At 69.3% G+C, this 18865-nt stretch carries 18 protein-coding genes and 1 pseudogene; 14 read left to right on the plus strand and 5 right to left on the minus strand.

What is annotated here, in order from left to right; translation table 11 throughout:
- From AB0D14_RS20190 to AB0D14_RS20200, 3 genes and pseudogenes are all read left to right on the plus strand, one after another.
- Positions 1–1266: a TniB family NTP-binding protein gene (locus AB0D14_RS20190; RefSeq protein WP_362780832.1), complete on the plus strand. Its 1266-nt coding sequence runs from the start codon at positions 1–3 to the stop codon at positions 1264–1266.
- A pseudogene (locus AB0D14_RS20195) lies at positions 1259–1753 on the plus strand (TniQ family protein); the annotation flags it as partial. The gene AB0D14_RS20190 and the pseudogene AB0D14_RS20195, both read left to right, overlap by 8 nt.
- A 207-nt stretch (positions 1754–1960) precedes the next feature.
- Positions 1961–2533 carry a hypothetical protein gene (locus AB0D14_RS20200; RefSeq protein ID WP_362781149.1) on the plus strand — a complete coding sequence of 191 codons (573 nt, stop codon included), beginning with the start codon at positions 1961–1963 and terminating at the stop codon, positions 2531–2533.
- Positions 2534–2598: 65 nt separating this feature from the next.
- On the opposite strand, the gene AB0D14_RS20205 is transcribed toward AB0D14_RS20200, so the two are convergent.
- Entirely contained in the window at positions 2599–3864 is a 1266-nt protein-coding gene (locus tag AB0D14_RS20205) for a GNAT family N-acetyltransferase (RefSeq protein WP_362780834.1), read from the minus strand.
- Positions 3865–4001: 137 nt separating this feature from the next.
- On the opposite strand from AB0D14_RS20205, the gene AB0D14_RS20210 reads away from it, so the two are divergent.
- The 7 genes from AB0D14_RS20210 to AB0D14_RS20240 all read left to right on the plus strand — a co-directional run bounded on the left by AB0D14_RS20210 (position 4002) and on the right by AB0D14_RS20240 (position 8632).
- A complete protein-coding gene (locus AB0D14_RS20210) occupies positions 4002–5285 on the plus strand; it encodes a TniQ family protein (RefSeq protein WP_362780836.1) in 1284 nt (427 codons plus the stop codon).
- 95 nt (positions 5286–5380) lie between these two features.
- Positions 5381–5716 (plus strand): hypothetical protein, encoded by a 336-nt coding sequence (locus AB0D14_RS20215; protein ID WP_362781135.1) that lies wholly within the window; start codon positions 5381–5383, stop codon positions 5714–5716.
- Positions 5713–6306, plus strand: a complete 594-nt coding sequence (locus tag AB0D14_RS20220) for a hypothetical protein (RefSeq protein ID WP_362780839.1) — start codon at positions 5713–5715, stop codon at positions 6304–6306. Before AB0D14_RS20215 ends, AB0D14_RS20220 begins: the two co-directional genes overlap by 4 nt.
- Before the next feature lie 34 nt (positions 6307–6340).
- Entirely contained in the window at positions 6341–6685 is a 345-nt protein-coding gene (locus AB0D14_RS20225) for a hypothetical protein (RefSeq protein ID WP_362780841.1), read from the plus strand.
- A gap of 118 nt (positions 6686–6803) precedes the next feature.
- Positions 6804–7355, plus strand: a complete 552-nt coding sequence (locus AB0D14_RS20230; RefSeq protein WP_362780843.1) for a helix-turn-helix transcriptional regulator — start codon at positions 6804–6806, stop codon at positions 7353–7355.
- A 127-nt stretch (positions 7356–7482) separates the two neighbouring features.
- Complete coding sequence (locus AB0D14_RS20235; protein ID WP_362780844.1) at positions 7483–8085, plus strand: hypothetical protein; 603 nt, start codon at positions 7483–7485, stop codon at positions 8083–8085.
- A 205-nt stretch (positions 8086–8290) separates the two neighbouring features.
- Complete coding sequence (locus AB0D14_RS20240; RefSeq protein ID WP_362780847.1) at positions 8291–8632, plus strand: DUF2516 family protein; 342 nt, start codon at positions 8291–8293, stop codon at positions 8630–8632.
- 138 nt (positions 8633–8770) lie between these two features.
- On the opposite strand, the gene AB0D14_RS20245 is transcribed toward AB0D14_RS20240, so the two are convergent.
- The 3 genes from AB0D14_RS20245 to AB0D14_RS20255 form a co-directional block, all read right to left on the minus strand.
- Positions 8771–10273 carry a SpoIIE family protein phosphatase gene (locus AB0D14_RS20245; protein WP_362780849.1) on the minus strand — a complete coding sequence of 501 codons (1503 nt, stop codon included), beginning with the start codon at positions 10271–10273 and terminating at the stop codon, positions 8771–8773.
- 623 nt (positions 10274–10896) lie between these two features.
- Positions 10897–11994: an NlpC/P60 family protein gene (locus AB0D14_RS20250; RefSeq protein WP_362780851.1), complete on the minus strand. Its 1098-nt coding sequence runs from the start codon at positions 11992–11994 to the stop codon at positions 10897–10899.
- 360 nt (positions 11995–12354) lie between these two features.
- Complete coding sequence (locus AB0D14_RS20255; RefSeq protein ID WP_362780853.1) at positions 12355–13164, minus strand: class I SAM-dependent methyltransferase; 810 nt, start codon at positions 13162–13164, stop codon at positions 12355–12357.
- A gap of 502 nt (positions 13165–13666) precedes the next feature.
- On the opposite strand from AB0D14_RS20255, the gene mshA reads away from it, so the two are divergent.
- The 3 genes from mshA to AB0D14_RS20270 all read left to right on the plus strand — a co-directional run bounded on the left by mshA (position 13667) and on the right by AB0D14_RS20270 (position 17427).
- Entirely contained in the window at positions 13667–15004 is a 1338-nt protein-coding gene (gene mshA, locus AB0D14_RS20260; RefSeq protein ID WP_362780856.1) for a D-inositol-3-phosphate glycosyltransferase, read from the plus strand.
- A gap of 1 nt (position 15005) precedes the next feature.
- Positions 15006–15515 carry a YbjN domain-containing protein gene (locus tag AB0D14_RS20265; protein ID WP_362780859.1) on the plus strand — a complete coding sequence of 170 codons (510 nt, stop codon included), beginning with the start codon at positions 15006–15008 and terminating at the stop codon, positions 15513–15515.
- 133 nt (positions 15516–15648) lie between these two features.
- Positions 15649–17427 carry a glycosyl hydrolase family 28-related protein gene (locus AB0D14_RS20270; protein ID WP_362780861.1) on the plus strand — a complete coding sequence of 593 codons (1779 nt, stop codon included), beginning with the start codon at positions 15649–15651 and terminating at the stop codon, positions 17425–17427.
- Here AB0D14_RS20270 and AB0D14_RS20275 read toward each other — a convergent pair.
- Entirely contained in the window at positions 17406–18239 is an 834-nt protein-coding gene (locus AB0D14_RS20275) for an AraC family transcriptional regulator (RefSeq protein ID WP_362780863.1), read from the minus strand. The two genes, AB0D14_RS20270 and AB0D14_RS20275, sit on opposite strands and share 22 nt — an antisense overlap.
- A 49-nt stretch (positions 18240–18288) precedes the next feature.
- Between AB0D14_RS20275 and AB0D14_RS20280 the strand changes: the two genes are divergently transcribed.
- Positions 18289–18810 (plus strand): DUF2000 domain-containing protein, encoded by a 522-nt coding sequence (locus AB0D14_RS20280; RefSeq protein WP_362780865.1) that lies wholly within the window; start codon positions 18289–18291, stop codon positions 18808–18810.
- Positions 18811–18865: the final 55 nt, after the last annotated feature.

Genomic DNA, 18865 nt, shown 5'->3' on the forward strand with positions numbered 1-18865 from the left:
ATGGCAGACAGCCAGAGCGGACCACAGGACGGTGTCGTCCCGTTCCTCCGGTTCGGCCCCTCGCCGAACCGGGTCACCCACGAGGGATACCAGCAGTGGCGCCAGACGCGAGGAACGTTCATCCCCGCCCCGAGACTCTCGCTGGACCAATACCGGGCTATGAGCCCCCGCAAGCGGGGCCTGCACGACCTGCACCGCACCGCGACCCACGTGAACCTGCGGATGCAGGAGACACCGATGAGCGCGCAGGTCACCGCGCTGATGCGGTCCCGGATCCAGAACAACGCGCTGAAGCAGACGCCCGGCACCCGCGACGGACTGATGATCAACGGTGGTGGCTATCAGGGAAAGACGGAGACGGCCTGCGAGACCGCCGCCGAATTCGAGGACTTCTGGCGCGACCTGCACGACCAGCTCAACCCGAACGCGATCCCCGGCACCCGGGACCTCTTCTTGCCGGTGGCCTACTGCCAGACACCGGTCAAGGCCACGCCGAAGGGACTGTGCGAGTCCATCCTGGACTTCTACGGCGCCCCTCACGCCAAGACCCTGCGCGGGCTGATCCGCAATGTCCGTGAATCCCTGCACGCGCACTGCACCACCGCGCTACTGCTGGATGACATCACACGCTTGAAAATGCACAGAGAGGACGACCAGGACACCCTCGATCTCATCCGCGACCTGATGAGCTTGAACGTCACCCTCATTCTTATTGGCGTCAACATCCCGGGCTCCGGGCTCCTGCGGGAGGGGCGCCACGATCCCCGCACTGGGCAGATGGTCCTGTCACCCACCAAGCGCGGAAAGAGCTACAACGACGAGGCGGCCACCCAGACGGAGCGCCGCTTCGACATGATCAACCTCAATCCGTTCCACTACGACACTCCCCTCGGCATCGCCGCCTGGGTCAACCACCTCGCCGGAGTCGAGGACCAGCTGCGGCTCTTCCGAGCCGCACCGGGCATGCTCACCGACGGCACGATGCCCGAGTACTTGTTCCGCCGCACCGAAGGCATCGTGGGGCTGCTGAAACGGCTCATCGAGGACGGCTGCACCAAGGCCATGGAGAACAGCCAGGAGAACCTGACCATCAACCTGCTCGACGAGATCCCCATCAACCTCGGCAACATCCCCGGACGGGACGCGGCCTCCGGTGAGATCCCCGTGTTGAGGGATGAAGAAGAGGCCGCCCCGCCCAAGCGCCGTAAGCGCGGCCGGAACACCGTTTTCGACGACCAGGGAGGCCGTCCGGCAGCCGATGCCTGACACCCCTGATGTCCGCCTCCGGGCCTTGCCACGGAGCCTCGACCCGCTGGAGGACGAGTCACTTCGCGGCTATCTGCTCCGGCTCGCCCACCGGTACGGCGCCGCTCCCTCGGAGATTGCGGTCTGCACGGGGCTGGTCTCTTCGGCCTCGACCCGCAGCACGGTGCGCATTCCCATGCGTTTTCTGCATGACTTGGACGAGCAGCGGCTCAATGCGTTTGCCCGTACTACTCACCTCACGTCCGACGAGGCTCGCAGGTTGCTGACCGCTCCGCTGGGCAGGCGCTACGGTCCGCTGAACGCGCGTCTGCTGGCAGAGACCCGCACCCCCGCGGGGATACTCCAGAACAACAGTTGGATCCTCACCAGGACGACCCGGTACTGCCCCCGATGCCTTTCAGGCGACGGGTCCGCGATCCAGGAGCGTCATGGCGGATCTTGGCGGCGGTCTTGGCGGCTTCCTCCCGTCTTTGCCTGTCTGAGGCACCAGCGCCTGCTTCTGCACGGTTGTCCCCGCTGCGGGCAGGACATCAATGCCACACGTACGGGGAGCTTGATCGCCCGCAGCTCCGAAGCCGGGCTTCACCCCGCTCAGTGCCGGGCCACCCTCCCCGGCACGCGGACGGTCTGCGGCGCCGGGTTGGCCGGCGACGGGGCGGACCCGGCTCCTCAAGCTCCGGCCACGGTCGCTGCGTTGCTGAGGCTCCAGTACCACTTCGACGCACTGCTGGCACCGGACGGACCGAAGTCGGTGTGCAGCTTCGGTTGGACGATCCCTGCGGCCCAGTACTTCATCGATCTTCGTGCTCTGAGCGGGCTGATCTTCATGACCTGGCCTCACGCCAGGGAACTGGCTGACACGGAGGCCCTGGCAGTGCTGGTTGACCGGGAAGCCGAGCGACGGCACGCCGAGTTCGCCAAGTCCCGCGCCCCGATCGGAAAGCAGCGCCGGGCCTCACACCACTACAGCGACCCATCGGCGGACCCGGTCTCCGGCGGCGCGGTGTTCGGCATCGCCGCCCGGCTGCTGTCGGCCTCCGACGAGATTGCGGCCCACGAGGCGATGGCACCGATCATCGATGGAGCCAAGGACCGAGACTTCTCGGTGGGGTACCAGTTCCGGAGCCTGAGCGGGACCTCCCACCCGCTCCGAGTGGTGCTCCGCACCTCACGCCAGGACAAGAGCGCGTTCCAGCGCATGGGGCAGCGGATCGAAGACCAGGGGCTCAGCCGGATCAGTTCTGAACTGACCGCGGACCTCGAATAGGCGCCGCGCCGGGCGGATACTCGAAGTGGGCCCTACGGCCCCACCCCTAATCACGCATCAACTTGTCAGAAGCCGAAGGAGTTGTGCGGTTCGGGGTCGGTCCGGAACAACCGGGCCAGCTGCCCGATCGCGCCATCGCGGTGCGGGGTGATGTGGCCCGCATACGCCAGGTCGTGCGCCGACATGCCACCGAAGTAGAGCGAACTGAGCGCCGGGATCGTGATGGTCATGTCCGCCACCTGGTCCTGGTTGGTCGGAACGCACGTCACCGAAGCACCGTCTGCTCGGAGATGCCACGTCCGGTTGTTCGCTGGGCACATCCGGTCGCCGTCGATGGTGAACTTCAGCTCGCCAGATATGTCGTACGACCGTTGTGTCAGGGCGAGGGGGACGTCGAGAAGTCGCGCCCACAGGTTGTCCGACTGGCGGGTAATGCGCATCGCGCGGGGGTTCGTGAGCATCCACCGCAGGGGTTCGTCGCGCGGACGGCCGGGTGCCACGATGGTCTTGGTGAGATCGAAGTCGATCAGCACACTCCACAAGGCGCGGTAGGCGATCGGATTCGTCGCCTCAAGGGCCTCCACGACGAGCGTTCCCGCGTTGTCCACTGTCGAGGACCACGGCAGTCGAAAGTTGGCGATGCCGTCCACATCGCCGCGCTGGTCACGGTGGACGAGATACCGCAGCGGTCCGTTCGTACCGTCTGCCTTGTCGGACAGCCCGTCCCAGCGTCCGGGGAGGGCGGTGAGCTCACCGACGCGGGATGCACACACGCCCGCATGCACCACAGGCCAGGCCTGCTTCGCCTGCGTAGCGCCGACCAGCTCCAGCGACCCGGGATCAGTCTCTGCTGGAAGAAGGGCAGCTTCGTGACGGGCCAGCTCCCACCGAACGCGGTAGGTCGACGGCGAGAACCCGTACCGCCCGTAAATGCTGCCTTCACTCGCGCTGAGCATCGCCAACGGCTCGCCTCGGGCCAAGGCCGACTCGAACATGGCCTGCATCATCTGCCGCAAGTAACCGCGTCGGCGGTGGGTCACGATCACCCCGGTGGCAGTGACGCCAGCCATGCTGACCGTACCCCCGCCGGGGACCGTCACCTCGAAGGAGATGGTGGCCGACGCGCCGACGCATGTGCCGTCGACGAACGTCGCGATCGGGTGGAAGGACTCATCCTTGACGTCAGCCTCTGCCCAATCATCGAGCTGCTCCGCGGTCGCGGGGGTGCGCTGCGGGGGCCACGGCTCAGGACCACCGTGCCACGCAGCGTCCGCAGGCTCCCAGCTCGGCAGCCCGTTCGCGAACGGCAATGCCCGGTAGTACGCAGCCATTTCATCCGGTCGTGGCGGGCGGACCTGAGTCACCATGCCGGACATTGCATCCGCCACCCCCACCGTCCGGCAACCGAATATCGGCCCTTGAGCAACGAGAACTGATCGGTAGATCCGGCTATGGGCACTATGAGGCTATGCGCCCGCTGCCACGCAGTCTCCACCCACTACCCGACGAGACACTCACCGGCTACATACTCCGCCTCGCACACCGGCTCGGAACATCTCCCGGAGCGATCGCCATCCGCACCGGGCTGACCGGTCACCGAAAGGCGAACGTGCTGTTCCGAGTCCCCATTCGTCTTCTGCATGACCTGGACCCCGACGAGATCCAGACCTTCGCCGAGACCACCCGACTCACCCGGAAAGAAGTCAGGCATCTGCTGACCTCCTCGCTCGCCGAGCGGTACGGGCCACTGAGCGGGAAGTTCACCCCGCGCAAGAGCGCCGCGAGAATGGTCAACGACAACGCATGGCTGCTGACCCACACTCCCCGTTACTGCCCGGGGTGTCTTACCGGGGACGGAAGCGAGATCCAGCAACTCCACGGCGGATCTTGGAGACGCTCCTGGCGCCTCCCGCCGGTCTTCGCCTGCACCGAGCACCGTCGCCTGCTGCGAATCAGTTGCCCTGCCTGTCAACAACCTGTCCACACCGCCGAGTCGAACAGCATCATCGCCCGCCCCTGGGACGAAGACCTGCACCCCACTCAGTGCCGCACGACCATAGCTCCACGCACCGTCGGACGCCTCCAACCCGCCTGCGGCGCCCAGCTCGCTGAATCTGACGCCGCGCGCCGCGAAGACCTTCCCGACGCACAGACACTGGACCATTTGCTTGGCCTCCAGCAGCGGCTTCTGGATCTCCTCAACCCGATCGGCCCCGAGTCGACGCCGTGCGTCGGCTGGCTGATCCCTGCCGCTGACTACTTCGCCGACCTCAGAGCGCTGGTCGGTCTCGTGTTCCTGTCCTGGCCGGCGGCCCGACCCTTTGCCGCGACACCCACCCTCGCGGAAGCCCTTGACCAGGATGCTGAGCGGCGTCACGCGCGCGCGGCAGTCCTCCGCGGCAGACCCGGCAAGAGGCACAGCTCCCGCCCCTTCACCGATCCACCACTGGACCCGTTCCTCATGGGGGCAGTACTCGGGATCGCCGAACGACTCCTGGATGCCGACGACGAAGAACAGGCTCGCGAACGCATGTTGCCCCTCATCCACCAGGCCAGCGGTTTCGATCAGGCCCTCTCGCTCTATCTCCGGCGCAAGGACTGGATCTCCTTCCCGCTTCGGATCGTCATCATGAACCACTTCAATCACATGGCTCCGATGCACCAGATCATCGCTCGCGGTCCTGTCCCATCGGACGGCCAACAAAAGCCGACCACGAAGGGCTACCGTCGCGCCTACCGCAGCCACCCTTGACCGAGCCGGACGGCGTCGCGGGTGCGTCAACGAGAAGCAGTTGGCCCGTGGGCCTCGCCGGACGCGCCTTTTCACCGAGAGATCATGTGAGCGTGATGCTGTGGATCCGCGCCTACGACGGCGAGAGCGACATCTGGTCGTACTTCGAGCTCGACGACGAGGAATGGGCGCTACGGCACGTCGACCTGCAAGGACTTCAGCGCCAGCCCGTGACCGCAGCCTCGCTGGCGGAGGTCATCGAGATCCGTGACCGCGGTGACCTCGCGGCCATGGCCGCCTACGAGCGGCAGTATGGCGTCCTCGCGGAAAGCGCACTGCGCGGATGGCAAGAAGCGGACGGCGCTGCCGAGATCACCCGCCAAGAATTCGAGTCGACGTGGGCTGCTGCGCGAGAGACCCTCGACGCGGATCGCACCGAGGAGACGAGTTGATCACGGAGTACCAGCAGAAGGTGCGCGAGCGCTACCTCGCCGCCCCCGTCCTGCCGGCCCCGGAGCCGTGGCGGCCGGTGCTGGACCGCAGGACGCCGATCGGGGGCCTCCTTGGCATCGGATTCGCCGTCCATCCCGACAGCCGCCACGACCTCGTCATGGTCGTGTCCAGCGATGGCCATGGAGTCTTCAACGCGGTCACCGGCGAGAAGATCGCTCGCGACAGGGATCCTGACCCCGAAACGAGTACCCCCGACGCCCACCCGGACCTCACCTGCCCTGGGCTCGGTCCGGTCGCAGGCGTCCCGGTGCGCATTGCCGGGCTCTTCGGTGGTGGCCTGCACAGCACCACACCGGACGGCTGGACCCTGGACGTCGTCAGCCCCGAGTGGCCCCACGACCGTGTCATCCTCTCCGCCGACGGCGGGTCCCATAAAGGCCCGGCAGGAGGGACGTGGTGGCACATCTTCCACTCCGAGTACTCGGAACTCCGCGCAGCCGGGTTCTCTCCCTCCGGCCGGACCTTGGCGGTCGCCACCAGCAGCGACCTCACCCTCTGGACCCGGCCCGAACTCCACTTTGACGACTGAGCGGACATTGGGGCAGCACGCGAGAGGACGGCAGATGGATCGGGCGGAACTCGTCGGGATGCTGGGCGACCAGACTGCGGCCTGCGAACCCGCCAGAACGGCGCTTCTCGACGGAGGCGGCTTCGTCGTATGGGACGGCAGCGTTCCCAGTCATGAGCTTGCCGGCATCTACGCGGCTCGTCTCCGACGGGCGAGGAAGCGAGGTGCTGAGACTCTCGCCTTGCCATCCGCCGTCGGCATCCTCGCCCGGCTCGAAGCCGCTCAGGTCAGGATCGGCTGCGTCTTCTCGCCGGACCGGACGTGGGCCTTCATGCTCTTCCTCGCCGACGACGCCAGCGCAGTCCTCGCCTGTACGGGAGTCCGCCAAGCTGAGCGGTGACAGTTGTCCTGCTCAAGTGACAACTACCTTGCTCAGGCACAACCGACCGCACGTGGCGTAGCGCACTTTTGCAAGCATGTGCTTGCAATAGTTAGCGAGGGTGGTGCAGGGTAGGGGCATGGCATCGCTCAACGTCGGCAATCTTGGGGAGTACCTGCGGGATCAGCGGCGCAACGCGCAGCTGAGTCTGCGGCAGCTCGCCGAGGCGGCCGGGGTGTCCAATCCGTATCTGAGTCAGATCGAGCGCGGGCTGCGCAAGCCGAGCGCGGAGGTGTTGCAGCAGGTCGCCAAGGCCCTGCGGATCTCCGCCGAGACGCTGTACGTCCGTGCCGGGATCCTCGACGCCGAGCGGGACCGGGACGAGGTGGAGACACGTGCTGTCATCCTCGCCGATCCGACGCTCACCGAGCGGCAGAAGCAGGTGCTGCTGCAGATCTACGAGTCCTTCCGCAAGGAGAACGGGTTCGAGATCAAGGCCGTCGAGGATGTTCTGGGTGCAGGGGGCGTCTCGGACGTCTCCGATGTCTCGGACGTCGCGAATGACGTAGGCGTTACGGATGGTGGGGGCGCCGTCGTTGACAGGGCCCGCCCGGCCGACGGCAGCGATGCCACGCAGAACGACCCGCATGACCCGCATGATCCGCACGACCCGCAGTCCTCCGTGAGCTGACCTGGTCCGGCATGGCCGGGCGGGGCGGCATGACCGGGGCCGGTTTGAAACGGTCTGGTCGGCTGCGGAGCAATGACAGACAAAACCCTCACGCACCACGCGATAGCGATTCCGGGAGGACCATCCCATGGCCATCACCGACGACCTGCGCAAGACCCTCAGCGACCCGACCCCGCTCTACTTCGCCGCCGGTACCGCCGATCTGGCCATCCAGCAGGCCAAGAAGGTGCCGGGCATCGTCGAGCAGCTGCGTGCCGAGGCGCCGGCCCGCATCGACGCCGTTCGGGGCATCGATCCGAACGCCGTCCAGGAGAAGGCCACCGCCCGCGCCAAGGAGGCGCAGGAGACCCTGCAGACCAGGGTGACCGGCCTCATCAGCAATCTGGACACCGACCTGAAGAAGATCGGTGAGACCGCCCAGGACTTCGCCCTCCGCGGTGTCGGCGTTGCCGCCGAGTACGCCGTGAAGGCGCGCGAAACGTACGAGAAGGTCGCCGAACACGGCGAGCAGACCGTGAAGACCTGGCGTGGCGAGGCGGCCGAGGAGATCGAGGAGCTGGCCATCGCCGTAGAGCCGGCTCCCGAGCCGGCCGAGGGCAAGGTCGAGAGGCCCGCCGCGGTCCAGGCCGAGCCCACCCCGGCGAAGAAGGCCCCGGTCAAGAAGGCTCCCGCCGCTCGCAAGACCACCACCGCCGCCACGGCCAAGAAGCCGACGCCGCCCGCGAAGTAGGGCAGCAGAAGCCGGGACAGAAACGCAGGACAGAAACGCAGGACAGAAACGCAGGGACAAGGGAGCGGCGGGATATTTACGCCGTGACAGCGGACCCGTGTCACGAGAACGGGCCGGGCACTCCGGGCACGATCGGAGTGCCCGGCCCGTTCTGCGGGTACGGTGGCCGCGTAGGCAAGACGACTCGACTCGGGTGGTGGGCAAAGTGCTCTTGACGGCATTCGGCGGCCTCATGTGGCTGATCTCCACCGCCATGCTGGTGCTGGCGGTGGTGGCGCTGGTCATGGCCGGTCTGGCCCGAGAGGACGCCTACCGCGCCGCGAGCAAGCAGAGCAAGATGTTCTGGCTGATCATCCTCGGTGTCACCGTGGCCGTGAACCTGCTGGTTCCGATGATCTTCCTGCAGATCGCGGGCCTCGTCGCCACGATCGTCTTCTTCGTGGATGTCCGGCCCGCCCTCAAGCAGGTATCGGGCGGCGGCCGGGGCGGCCGTCGGGGCGGAAGCAGCAGCGACGGTCCGTACGGGCCCTACAACGGCGGGCGCTGAGTCCCGGAGCTGAGAGCCTCCTGTGTCACAGGCTCTGAGTGAGGCCCGAGGGAGCCTGAGCACGGCCCGAGGGGTCTCCTGAGCTGAGTGAGGTCTGCGGGAGCTGAGTGCGTCCCTGGGCCGGCGGCGATCGGTGCTCTACGCCACGCGATCCAGCAGCAGCACCGCCACGTCGTCCGTCAGCTCGCCGCCGTTGAGGTCCCGTACCTCGTTCACGGCGGCCCGCAGCAGTTCCTCACCGCGCAGGCCCTGTGCCAGCTGGCGGCGGACCATGTCCACCATCCCGTCCTGGCCGAGCCGCTCCTTGCCCTCGCCGGTCCGGCCCTCGATCAGGCCGTCCGTGTAGAGCATCAGGCTCCACTCGCCGCCCAGCTCCACCTGCTGGCGCGGCCACCGGGCGTTCGGCAGCAGACCGAGCGCAGGGCCGCCGTTCTCGTACGGCAGCAGCTCGGCGACGGGAGGCGCCCCGGCACCCTCGGTGTCGTGGGCGCCGACCAGAGACCGGCTACGGGCCGGGCGCGAGATCAGCGGAGCGGGGTGGCCCGCCAGGCAGAGGCCCGCGCGGCGCCCGTCCGGCGCGATGTCCACCGTGCAGAGCGTCGCGAAGATCTCGTCGCTGTCACGCTCGTGCTCCAGGACCTGCTGGAGCGTCGACAGCAGCCGGTCGCCGCACAGGCCCGCCAGCGTCAGCGCGCGCCAGGCGATCCGCAGCTCCACGCCGAGCGCGGCCTCGTCGGGGCCATGCCCGCAGACGTCGCCGATCATGGCGTGCACGGTGCCGTCGGGGGTGCGGACCGTGTCGTAGAAGTCGCCGCCGAGCAGCGCACGCGAGCGGCCGGGCCGGTAGCGCGCGGCGAACCGCAGTGAGGAGCCCTCCAGGAGCGGGGTGGGCAGCAGACCGCGCTCCAGCCGCGCGTTCTCCTGCGCGCGCAGCCTGGACTCGGTCAGCCGTCGCTCGGCCCGGTCGGAACGCTTGCGCTCCACCGCGTACCGGACCGCACGGCTCAGCAGCCTGCTGTCCAGCTCGTCGCGGAAGAGATAGTCCTGGGCGCCGACGCGCACGGCTTCCGCGCCGCGTTCGGTGTCCTCGGCCGGGGTGAGCGCGAGGACGGCGTGCCGGGGCGCGAGCCGCAGCACGTGCCTGAGCGTGGCCAGCTCGTCGTCCGCCTCCTCCGGTTGCTCCGCCGCGTTCGTAGCCGCCGCAGCCGTGGTGGCCGTCGTGACCGCCGGGCCGGGCGTCCGCAGTGCGAGGTCGAGCAGGATGCACTGGACGTCAACGGTGAGCAGCCGCTCGGCCTCGGTGAGGTTGCGGGCGGTACGGACACGGATCTGCCTGCCTGCCGCGTCCCGCAGTTCGGGCACGGTCAGCGCGCCGGCCGGGTCGTCCTCGATCACGAGCAGCGTCAGCGGGGCGGCGTCGGCCGCGGCATCGCCGTGATGGACGCCGCCGTCGTGGCCGGTGTCGCCGTGGGAGGCGTCGCCGCCGGTGCCGTGCCTCGTCGAGGACGGCTCGCGGCCGGTCAGCGCGCCGGGCGCGGGTGCGGGTGCGGCCTGTGCCGGTCCGCCGGATGGAGACGCGGCGTGAGCCTGACCACCTTCCACGGCGGGGATCGCTCTCTGCCGCGGCACGGGTACGGGCATCGTCTTGGGTTCCTTCCCTCCCCCTGAGGGCATGGCGGGTCAAGGGATCTCGATCCACCGACGGGGACCATAGCGTCAGGCGCCGCCACAAAGGAATGGCGGCAGTCCAGACGTGTGGAAAACAGCCGCCGTCATATGCCGCATCCTGTACCGCAATTGGGCAGGATGCGCGCTTCTACGGGATGACGTACATCACGCCCCGGAGGTTGATCCCCGACCCCGAACGTGCCGCGGATCACGTGCGGCAGGTCACGCCGACGAACGATGTTACGGGGCCGACGCAGGGCCAGTACCAACGCGACAGGCCTCGCTGTCCAGCTGGACAGGACGAACAGGCGAACAGGCGAACAGCCCGCCCGGAGGGCCGTGGACCGAGGATTCGGCCGAGCCGCGGGCGGCCGATGGAGCGGGGTTCGCCCGCGCCCCGGCCGGCCGACGAGCCAGGCGTCACCCACGGCCCGGTCGGCCGGAGCCGGCGCACCGGGGTGACGTACGGCGCCTCCACAGTCGCCCGGCGTATCCGCAGCCGGGCAGCGCGTCCATAACTGGGCGGCGCATCCGCGGAGGCGTGCGCCCCGTACCGGTTCGGCAGGGCGCTCCTGACGAACCGGTACGGGCGAGCCCTACTTGCCGGGTCGCACGACCCCGAGGATCGGCATCGAGCCGGCCCCCGCGATCGTCACCGTACGGCCGGGGCGAGGGGCGTGGATCATCGCGCCGTCGCCTATGTACATCGCGACATGGCTGGCGTCGGAGTTGTAGATGATGAGGTCGCCGGGAAGCATGTTCTCGACGGTGACGCGGTCGAGCTGCTTCCACTGCTCCTGCGAGGTGCGGGGGATGCCCTGGCCGGCGGCCGCCCACGCCTGTGAGGTGAGCCCGGAGCAGTCGAACGTCTTCGGCCCCTCGGCGCCCCACTCGTACGGCTTGCCGATCTGTGCCGTCGCGTACTCCACGGCCTTCTTGCCCTGAGCGGAGGCCTCACCGCTGATGTCGTCGAGGACGCCGGAGCCCAGCCAGGCCGTCTGCGCCTTGTAGGCGGCCCGCTGCTCCAGCTTCGCCAGGCGCTGCTTCTCTTCCTTCTGCAGCTCCGACTCGACCTTCTCGGCGGCGGCGATCTGCTCCTTGACCTTCTTCTTGGCCTTCGCCTTCGCCTCGCGGTTGGCCTCAAGCTTCTTCCACTGGGCCGCCGCGTCGCGCGCGTACTGTTCCAAGTCCTGTTGCGTGCGCTTCATTTCGGCGAGCAGGCCCTTGGTCGCCTGTGCGCCCTGGCGGGCCCGGCCCGCGCCGGCCAGGAAGTCCTCCGGGTCGTCACTGAGCATCAGCTGCGCCTCGTCCGGCAGGCCGCCGCCGCGGTACTGGGCGCGGGCCGCGGCACCCGTGCGCTCCTTCAGCTCGTCCAGCCGGGCCTTGCCCTCGACGATCTCCCGGGCGAGCTCGACGATCTGTGTGGACTGCTTCTCGGTGCGCTCCTCGGCGAGGTTGTACGCGTCCGTCGCGACCGCCGCGTCGTGGTAGAGCGCGTCCAGCTTCTTGCGGACCGCTTCGATGTCCTTGTTGCTCGCGGGCGTTGCCCTCGGCGTCAAGGGCGGCGACGGAGTTGACGTCGGGTTCGGTGTGGGTTTCGGGGCCGCGTATGCCATGCCTGGCGCGGACAGGATGACTGCCGCGCAGGCCACGGCCATGGCCGCAGTGGTCACGCTCCGCACGCCGGATCCCATGAACCGACCCCCAAACTGATTTACCGTCAGTAACTTACGAACGCCTCGGGGATGGTGCCATGTCGGTGCGCAATCTGACAGAGGTGGGCAAGAACTACCCCTTCCCTGTCACCCGTTCCCTCCTCCTCACTGCCCACCCGGTCGTGATCTCTCTCCCGTTCCCCGCCAATGTGACGAATGACTCAGTGAGATCGTTCCCTCCGCTTGGCAGCCCGCCGTATTCAGCCCGATCTTTTCTGATCTCGTCTGATCTCGTCCGGTCTCCTCCCATCCCGGCGTGTCCCGCCGGTGGGGGCCGCAGCATCCCGCCCGTATCCCGATGGAGGCGAGGGACGCGTCCCGTCGAGTGTCCTCGCGGTCCTACCTGGCCGGCGCCAACGCCTCCCACCGCACGGTCACTTCGCCCTGCCGCCAGCGCGCCGCCCCGTCCGTGACCGGCCAGTCGGCCGTCAGGTCGCGGATCGCCCGGATCCAGCGCTGCCGGGCACCGTAGGAGGCGTACGGGGCGGCGGCCGCCCAGGCGTGGTCGAAGTCGCGCAGGAAGGCGTGCACGGGCTCGCCGGGGACATTGCGGTGGATGAGGGCCTTGGGGAGGCGTTCGGCCAGGTCGGACGGACGGTCCAAGGAGCCGAGGCGGGTGGCGAACGTGACGGTCCGCGGACCCTCGGGGCCGAGCGCGACCCACACGTGCCGACGGCCGATCTCGTCGCACGTGCCCTCGACGAGGAGCCCGCCGCGCGAGGTGGCGCCCGCCGGTGCCAGGCGCCCGCACAGCCGGACCCACACCTCGGCGACCTCGGCCTCGTCGTACTGCCGCAGAACGTTCGCCGCGCGGATCAGCGAGGGCCGTGCGGGGAGTGGGACCTCGAAGCCGCCGTGCCGGAACTCAAGGCCGTCGCGCTCGAACGCCTTGGCGGCCGCGACCCGGGCCGGGTCGATCTCCACGCCCACCACGCGCGCGCGTGGAGCGGCGGTACGAAGGCGCTGGAGCAGCTCGACCGCGGTCCAGGGGGCCGCGCCGTATCCCAGGTCGACCGCCACGGGGTCGTCGGCCCGGCGCAGTTCGGCGCCATGGGTGGCGGCGATCCAGCGGTCCATGCGGCGGAGGCGGTTCGGGTTGGTCGTCCCGCGCGTCACCGTCCCCACGGGTTTCGCTGCGCGGGCTTTCATGGGTCAAGGGTATGCGGGGCGATCGTGGGCCACCCGTGCCGGTGTGGGAGCCCGGGAGTTGCTGTCCCGGGGTCCCCGGACCAGCCCCCGGACCCCCGCCGGGCCTCAGCGGTCGGCCTGAACGGCCTCGCCCTCGAACGCCGGACGAGCTGCCGACGGACTGCCCGGACGAACTGCCGCCGGACCGCCGGACGGGGTGGCGCCGGACGGGCTGAAGGGTGCACCCCGACCTTAAGAGGGTGCAGGTCCGGCCCGAAGGGTCCAGGCCCAGCCCGAAGGCGTACCGCGGACCCGGTCGTACGCACAATTGGTTGTACGCACAGTTGCCTCGAACGGTTGAGCGACCTTCGGCAATGATTCGGCAAAGAGGAAATGGAGCAGGATCCTCCGATGTTCAGGACTTGAAGGGTGTTCCACGTCTCGCCACCGGCATGCCCGCAGCACGGTCCGTAGAACCGTTCCGTAGAACCGGTCCGCCGGTCCGTAGAAGGAGGAACGCCACGTGAGCCAGTACGTGAGCAGGCTCGGGCGCCGCTCTCCGGCGGCCTCCACGAGGCTCCGCCTGTACCGCAAGCCACGTCGCGTGGCGATGCTCTCCGTGCATACCTCACCGCTGCACCAGCCGGGCATGGGCGACGCGGGCGGTATGAACGTATACATCGTGGAGCTGGCCCAGCGCCTCGCCGCGATCAACATCGAGGTGGAGATCTTCACGCGCGCGACCACCGGGGCCCTGCCGCCCAAGGTGGAGCTCGCGCCCGGCGTCCTGGTCCGGCATGTCGACGCCGGCCCCTACGAAGGACTCGCCAAGGAGGACCTGCCCGCGCAGCTGTGCGCCTTCACGCACGGCGTGATGCAGGCCTGGGCCGGCCACCGCCCCGGCTACTACGACCTGGTGCACTCGCACTACTGGCTCTCCGGCCACGTCGGCTGGCTGGCCGCCGAACGCTGGGGCGCCCCCCTGGTGCACGCGATGCACACCATGGCGAAGGTCAAGAACGCCGCCCTGGCCGCGGACGACACCCCCGAACCCGCGGCCCGCGTCATCGGCGAGACCCAGATCGTCCGCGCCGCCGACCGGCTGATCGCCAACACCGCGGAAGAGGCCGACGAACTCGTACGGCACTACGAGGCCGAACAGGACAAGGTCGCGGTCGTCCATCCGGGCGTGAACCTCGACCGCTTCCGCCCGGCCGACGGACGCGCCGCCGCCCGCGCAAGGCTCGGCCTGCCGCAGGACGCCCTGATACCGCTCTTCGCGGGCCGCATCCAGCCCCTGAAGGCCCCCGACGTGCTGCTGCGCGCGGTCGCCGTGCTCCTGGACGAGCGTCCCGACCTCCGCTCGAACATCGTCGTCCCCGTGGTGGGCGGTCCGAGCGGCAGCGGCCTCGCCAAGCCTGAGGGGCTGCAGAAACTCGCCGCCCGGCTGGGCATCGCCGACGTGGTGTGTTTCCGGCCGCCGGTCGACCAGGAGCAGCTCGCGGACTGGTTCCGGGCCGCGTCCGTCCTGGTGATGCCCTCCTACAGCGAGTCCTTCGGTCTCGTCGCCATAGAGGCGCAGGCGGCCGGCACCCCGGTGCTCGCGGCCGCGGTGGGCGGCCTGCCGGTCGCGGTCCGCCACAAGGAGACGGGCTTTCTGGTGCCGGGCCACGATCCCGTCGACTACGCGCGCGTGCTGCGCGACTTCGCCGACAACCGGGCGCTCGCGGACCGGATGGGCGCGGCCGCCGCCTGGCACGCGAAGTCCTTCGGCTGGGACACGGCCGCCGCGGCCACGGCCGACGTCTACACGGCGGCGGTGCACGAACACCGTCGTCACGTACGCTCCCACCATGGCTGAAATGGCTGACAGGGCTGGCGTGGAGCGGGCGGCGGGGACCATCGAGGAGGTCCTCAAGGACGCCGAACTGGAGTGGGAGAGCCCGGAGTCCGGCCACTTCGTGGTGAAGCTCCCCGGCACCCGGAAGCTGTCGACGACCGTCTCGCTGATCGTCGGCAGGCACTCCCTGTCGCTCAACGCCTTCGTGATCAGGCACCCGGACGAGAACGAGGCCGGGGTGCACCGCTGGCTTCTGGAGCACAACCTCAGGCTCTACGGCGTGGGTTACGCGGTCGACCCGCTCGGTGACATCTACGTGGCGGGCAAGCTGCCACTGGCCGCGGTCACCGCCGACGAGGTCGACCGGCTGCTCGGCTCGGTCCTGGAAGCCGCCGACGGCAGTTTCAACACCCTCCTGGAACTCGGTTTCGCGTCCGCGATCCGCAAGGAGTACGCGTGGCGGGTGTCGCGCGGCGAGCCCACACGCAATCTGGACGCGTTCAGTCACCTGACCGCACGTCCGAGCGACTGACTAACCCCACCACTGACTAACCCCTGCACGACCCTTTCCCGCCGTCGGGGCGTCATGTCATGCTCGCCGCAGACGCACATCTGAACTTTGTTCACATCCATGGAATTCCCCATCCCTGGAAGGCGGTTCGGGCATGAGTGATCGTGGCGAGGGCATCACCAGACGGGCGCTGCTCGGCAGCGCGACAGCCGTGGCGGCGGTCGCCGTGACCGGCGGGCCTGCGGCGGCAGCGGCCGCGACCTCCCGGCCGGACGCGGCCACCGTGCGGGACAACGGCACCCGGGCCCGTACCGGCGCAGACGCAGGCGCAGGTGTGGACGCAGGCGCAGGCGTGGGCCAAGTCCCCGGCCTCTGGCGGGAGTACACCCGCGCCCCCTTCGCGCACCCGCAGATCCCGTACGTCGGCAGAGCCGGCCAACGCGCCGGGGCGGCGCACTTCCCCCGCCGCCCCGTCGTGGCCGACGTCCGCGCGTACGGCGCCAAGGCGGACGGCTCGGCCGACTCCGCACCCGCGATCAACCGTGCCATCGCCGCTGCCGGAAGGGCCGGCGGTGGCACGGTACTCATCCCGCCCGGCACCTACCGCCTCGACGGCCTGATCCACATCGGACACTCGAACGTTGTCCTGCGCGGTGCCGGAAGCGGCCGTACGAAACTCCGTGCGACCCGGAACCTCACCGAGCTGATCGGTGTCTACGGGTCGCGCTACGGCGGGGACAAATCCTCCTGGTCCTGGGCGGGCGGCCTCGTCTGGTTCTGCCCCACGGACCGCTTCACGAGCCTGACGAACGCGATCAGGGCCAAGGAGTGGCCCTTCGAGGGCTGGACGGGCAACAAGCGGGACGAGTGGAAGACGCTGACCACGGTCGAGCCCGCACGCCGGGGCTCCTGGACGGTGACAGTGGCGGACCCGGGCAAGCTCGCACCCGGCAAACTCGTCCTCCTGCGCCTCGCCGACGACTCCGACCACACCCTCCTGGAACACATGGCGGGCGGCGGGCCGGGAGCGGAGGCGTACTACTGGGACGACAAGACAAAGTTGACCAGCTACGTCCCGTACGAGTGGCCCGTGCGCATCGCGCGCGTGCGGGGCAGAAACGTCACCCTGGAGCGTCCGCTCCCGCTCGACATACGCCCGGAGTGGGACCCGCGCCTGACCACCCACGTGAAGGCGCTGACGGGATCCGGCGTGGAGGGCCTCACCCTGGAGGCCGTCGAGACCCCGCAGTCCCTGCATCTCCTGGACAAGGGCTACAACGGCGTCACCTTCCAGTGCGCGTACGACTGCTGGGCCGACGACGTCGTCGTGCGGCACGTGGACAACGGCTTCGGCCTGGTCGCCGCCTCGGCGTGCACCCTGCGCGACACCCGGGTCGCGGGGCGCGGCGCGCACCACCCGTACTTCTGCCGCGAGGGCTCGCACGACAACCTCGTCGACCGTTTCACGATCGAGGAGCGCACGACACCCGCCCCCGCGGGCACCCAGCTCCACGGCATCAACGTGGAGGGGCTGTCCTCGTACAACGTCTGGTCGCGCGGTGACATGCGCATGGGCACCTTCGACTCCCATCGCGGCATGCCCTTCGCGAACGTCCGCACCGACATCACGGTCACCAACAACGGCCGTCACGGCGGCGACGCCAGCGCCGGCCCTCTCTTCGGCGCCCGCTTCACGCACTGGAACATCCGCGTCACCAACGCCCGCGCCGGCCTGATGAAGATCGACGCCCTGGCCCCGTACAGCGCCACGGTCGGCATCAACGAGGTGACGGAGTTCGACCAGATCGACGTACCCGACTTCACCGGACCCCTGCACTCCCGCCTGGAGCTGTACGGGACGACGGACGCCGTACGCCCCCGGAACCTGTACGACGCTCAGCGCGAACTCGCTCAGCGCGAGCTGAGGCGGTAACGCCCCGGCGCCACCCCGACCAGCCGCTTGAAGTGGCGGTTCAGATGCGACTGGTCGTAGAAGCCGGTCTCCGCGGCCACGTCCCCCGGGGTGCGGCCCTCCAGCAGCAGCCGGCGGGCGCGTTCGACCCGGCGCGACATCAGGTACTGGTGCGGGGGTATGCCGTAGGCGCCGCTGAAGGCCCGCACCAGGTGGGTGGGGTGCGCGTGCACGAGGCGGGCGGCCTCCTGGAGGGTCACGCCCTCAAGGAGGCGTTCGTCGAGGAGCTCGCGCAGCCGGCGGGCGAGCGGGCGGTCGGCGCTCAGGCCGGCTCCGGCACTGGGCCCGGCACTGTCCAACGCGCTGTCCTCGGCCGGTCCGGGCCGCAGATGGCCGCGCAGCCGATCGCCGATCAGCGTAAGCCTGCTCTCCGCCTCCAGCTCGTCGCCGGGGTGGGCGAGGACGGTGTGCAACTGCCCCACACGCCGCCGCAGCACGGGGTCGACGAGCTCCGGGGTGTCCACCGCCGGACCGATGTACGTCTCGTCGAGCCGGCTGAGGTCCAGGTACAGCACGCGCTTACGGAAGCCGTACGGGGTGACGGGCGAGCCGTTGTGCGGGATGTGCGGCGGGAGCAGCGAGACCGCGCCCTCCGGGGTGCCGTGCTCGTGCCGGTCGAGGTCGTACCGCACCGCCCCGGCGTCGACGATCAGCAGGGTCCACGCGTCATGGACGTGCATCGGATACGCGTACTCGGTGAAGTGGGCGTGGAAGACCTCCACGACACCCGGCACGCTCGGGCGCCAGGCGGAGACTTCACGCTGGGCCACCATGCAAAGAACGTACAAGACGGACGCGTACGGGGCTCGGCAGTCTCAGAGCATGAACGCTGAACCCGGTCCTGCCGCCTCTTTCCCTGCGGACCCTTCCCCCGCGGAACCCGCTCGCACCGGCACCGATCCCGTCCGCGCAGACCCCGCTCTCGCCGAACCCGTCCGCTTCGACACCAAGATCGCTGTCCTGCTGCGGGAGGACCTGGAGCCGTGGCAGCGGCTGAACGTGACCGCGTTCCTCGTGAGCGGGCTCGGCTCGTCGGTCCCCGAGGTGGTCGGCGAGCCGTACGCGGACGCCGACGGTGTCGGTTACCTGCCGATGTTCCGCCAGCCGGTGCTGGTCTTCGAGGGCACGAAGGAGACGCTGACGGCGGCCCACGGCAAGGCCCTGTCCCGGGCGCTGCCCCGCGCGCTGTTCACCTCCGACCTGTTCACCACCGGCAACGACCGCGACAACCGGGCGGCGGTACGGGCCGTAGCGACCGCGGACCTGGATCTGGTGGGCCTCGCGGTGTACGGCCCGCGCAACGCGGTGGACAAGGTGGTGAAGGGGGCACGGATGCACCACTGAAAGCACCACTGGATCTCGGACCTCGGATCTCATGGGCACACGGCACCCCAGTGGT

This window comes from Streptomyces sp. NPDC048484 (assembly GCF_040651415.1).
In the GTDB taxonomy this organism is placed as follows: Bacteria; Actinomycetota; Actinomycetes; order Streptomycetales; family Streptomycetaceae; genus Streptomyces.

Excerpts from the sequence above, each read along its gene's own strand:
- AB0D14_RS20190 (WP_362780832.1), top strand. The coding sequence starts at position 1 with ATGGCAGACAGCCAGAGCGGACCACAGGACGGTGTCGTCCCGTTCCTC.
- AB0D14_RS20205 (WP_362780834.1), bottom strand. The coding sequence starts at position 3,864 with ATGGCTGCGTACTACCGGGCATTGCCGTTCGCGAACGGGCTGCCGAGC.
- AB0D14_RS20210 (WP_362780836.1), top strand. The coding sequence starts at position 4,002 with ATGCGCCCGCTGCCACGCAGTCTCCACCCACTACCCGACGAGACACTC.
- AB0D14_RS20215 (WP_362781135.1), top strand. The coding sequence starts at position 5,381 with ATGCTGTGGATCCGCGCCTACGACGGCGAGAGCGACATCTGGTCGTAC.
- AB0D14_RS20225 (WP_362780841.1), top strand. The coding sequence starts at position 6,341 with ATGGATCGGGCGGAACTCGTCGGGATGCTGGGCGACCAGACTGCGGCC.
- AB0D14_RS20230 (WP_362780843.1), top strand. The coding sequence starts at position 6,804 with ATGGCATCGCTCAACGTCGGCAATCTTGGGGAGTACCTGCGGGATCAG.
- AB0D14_RS20235 (WP_362780844.1), top strand. The coding sequence starts at position 7,483 with ATGGCCATCACCGACGACCTGCGCAAGACCCTCAGCGACCCGACCCCG.
- AB0D14_RS20245 (WP_362780849.1), bottom strand. The coding sequence starts at position 10,273 with ATGCCCGTACCCGTGCCGCGGCAGAGAGCGATCCCCGCCGTGGAAGGT.
- AB0D14_RS20250 (WP_362780851.1), bottom strand. The coding sequence starts at position 11,994 with ATGGGATCCGGCGTGCGGAGCGTGACCACTGCGGCCATGGCCGTGGCC.
- AB0D14_RS20255 (WP_362780853.1), bottom strand. The coding sequence starts at position 13,164 with ATGAAAGCCCGCGCAGCGAAACCCGTGGGGACGGTGACGCGCGGGACG.
- AB0D14_RS20265 (WP_362780859.1), top strand. The coding sequence starts at position 15,006 with ATGGCTGACAGGGCTGGCGTGGAGCGGGCGGCGGGGACCATCGAGGAG.
- AB0D14_RS20270 (WP_362780861.1), top strand. The coding sequence starts at position 15,649 with ATGAGTGATCGTGGCGAGGGCATCACCAGACGGGCGCTGCTCGGCAGC.
- AB0D14_RS20275 (WP_362780863.1), bottom strand. The coding sequence starts at position 18,239 with ATGGTGGCCCAGCGTGAAGTCTCCGCCTGGCGCCCGAGCGTGCCGGGT.
- AB0D14_RS20280 (WP_362780865.1), top strand. The coding sequence starts at position 18,289 with ATGAACGCTGAACCCGGTCCTGCCGCCTCTTTCCCTGCGGACCCTTCC.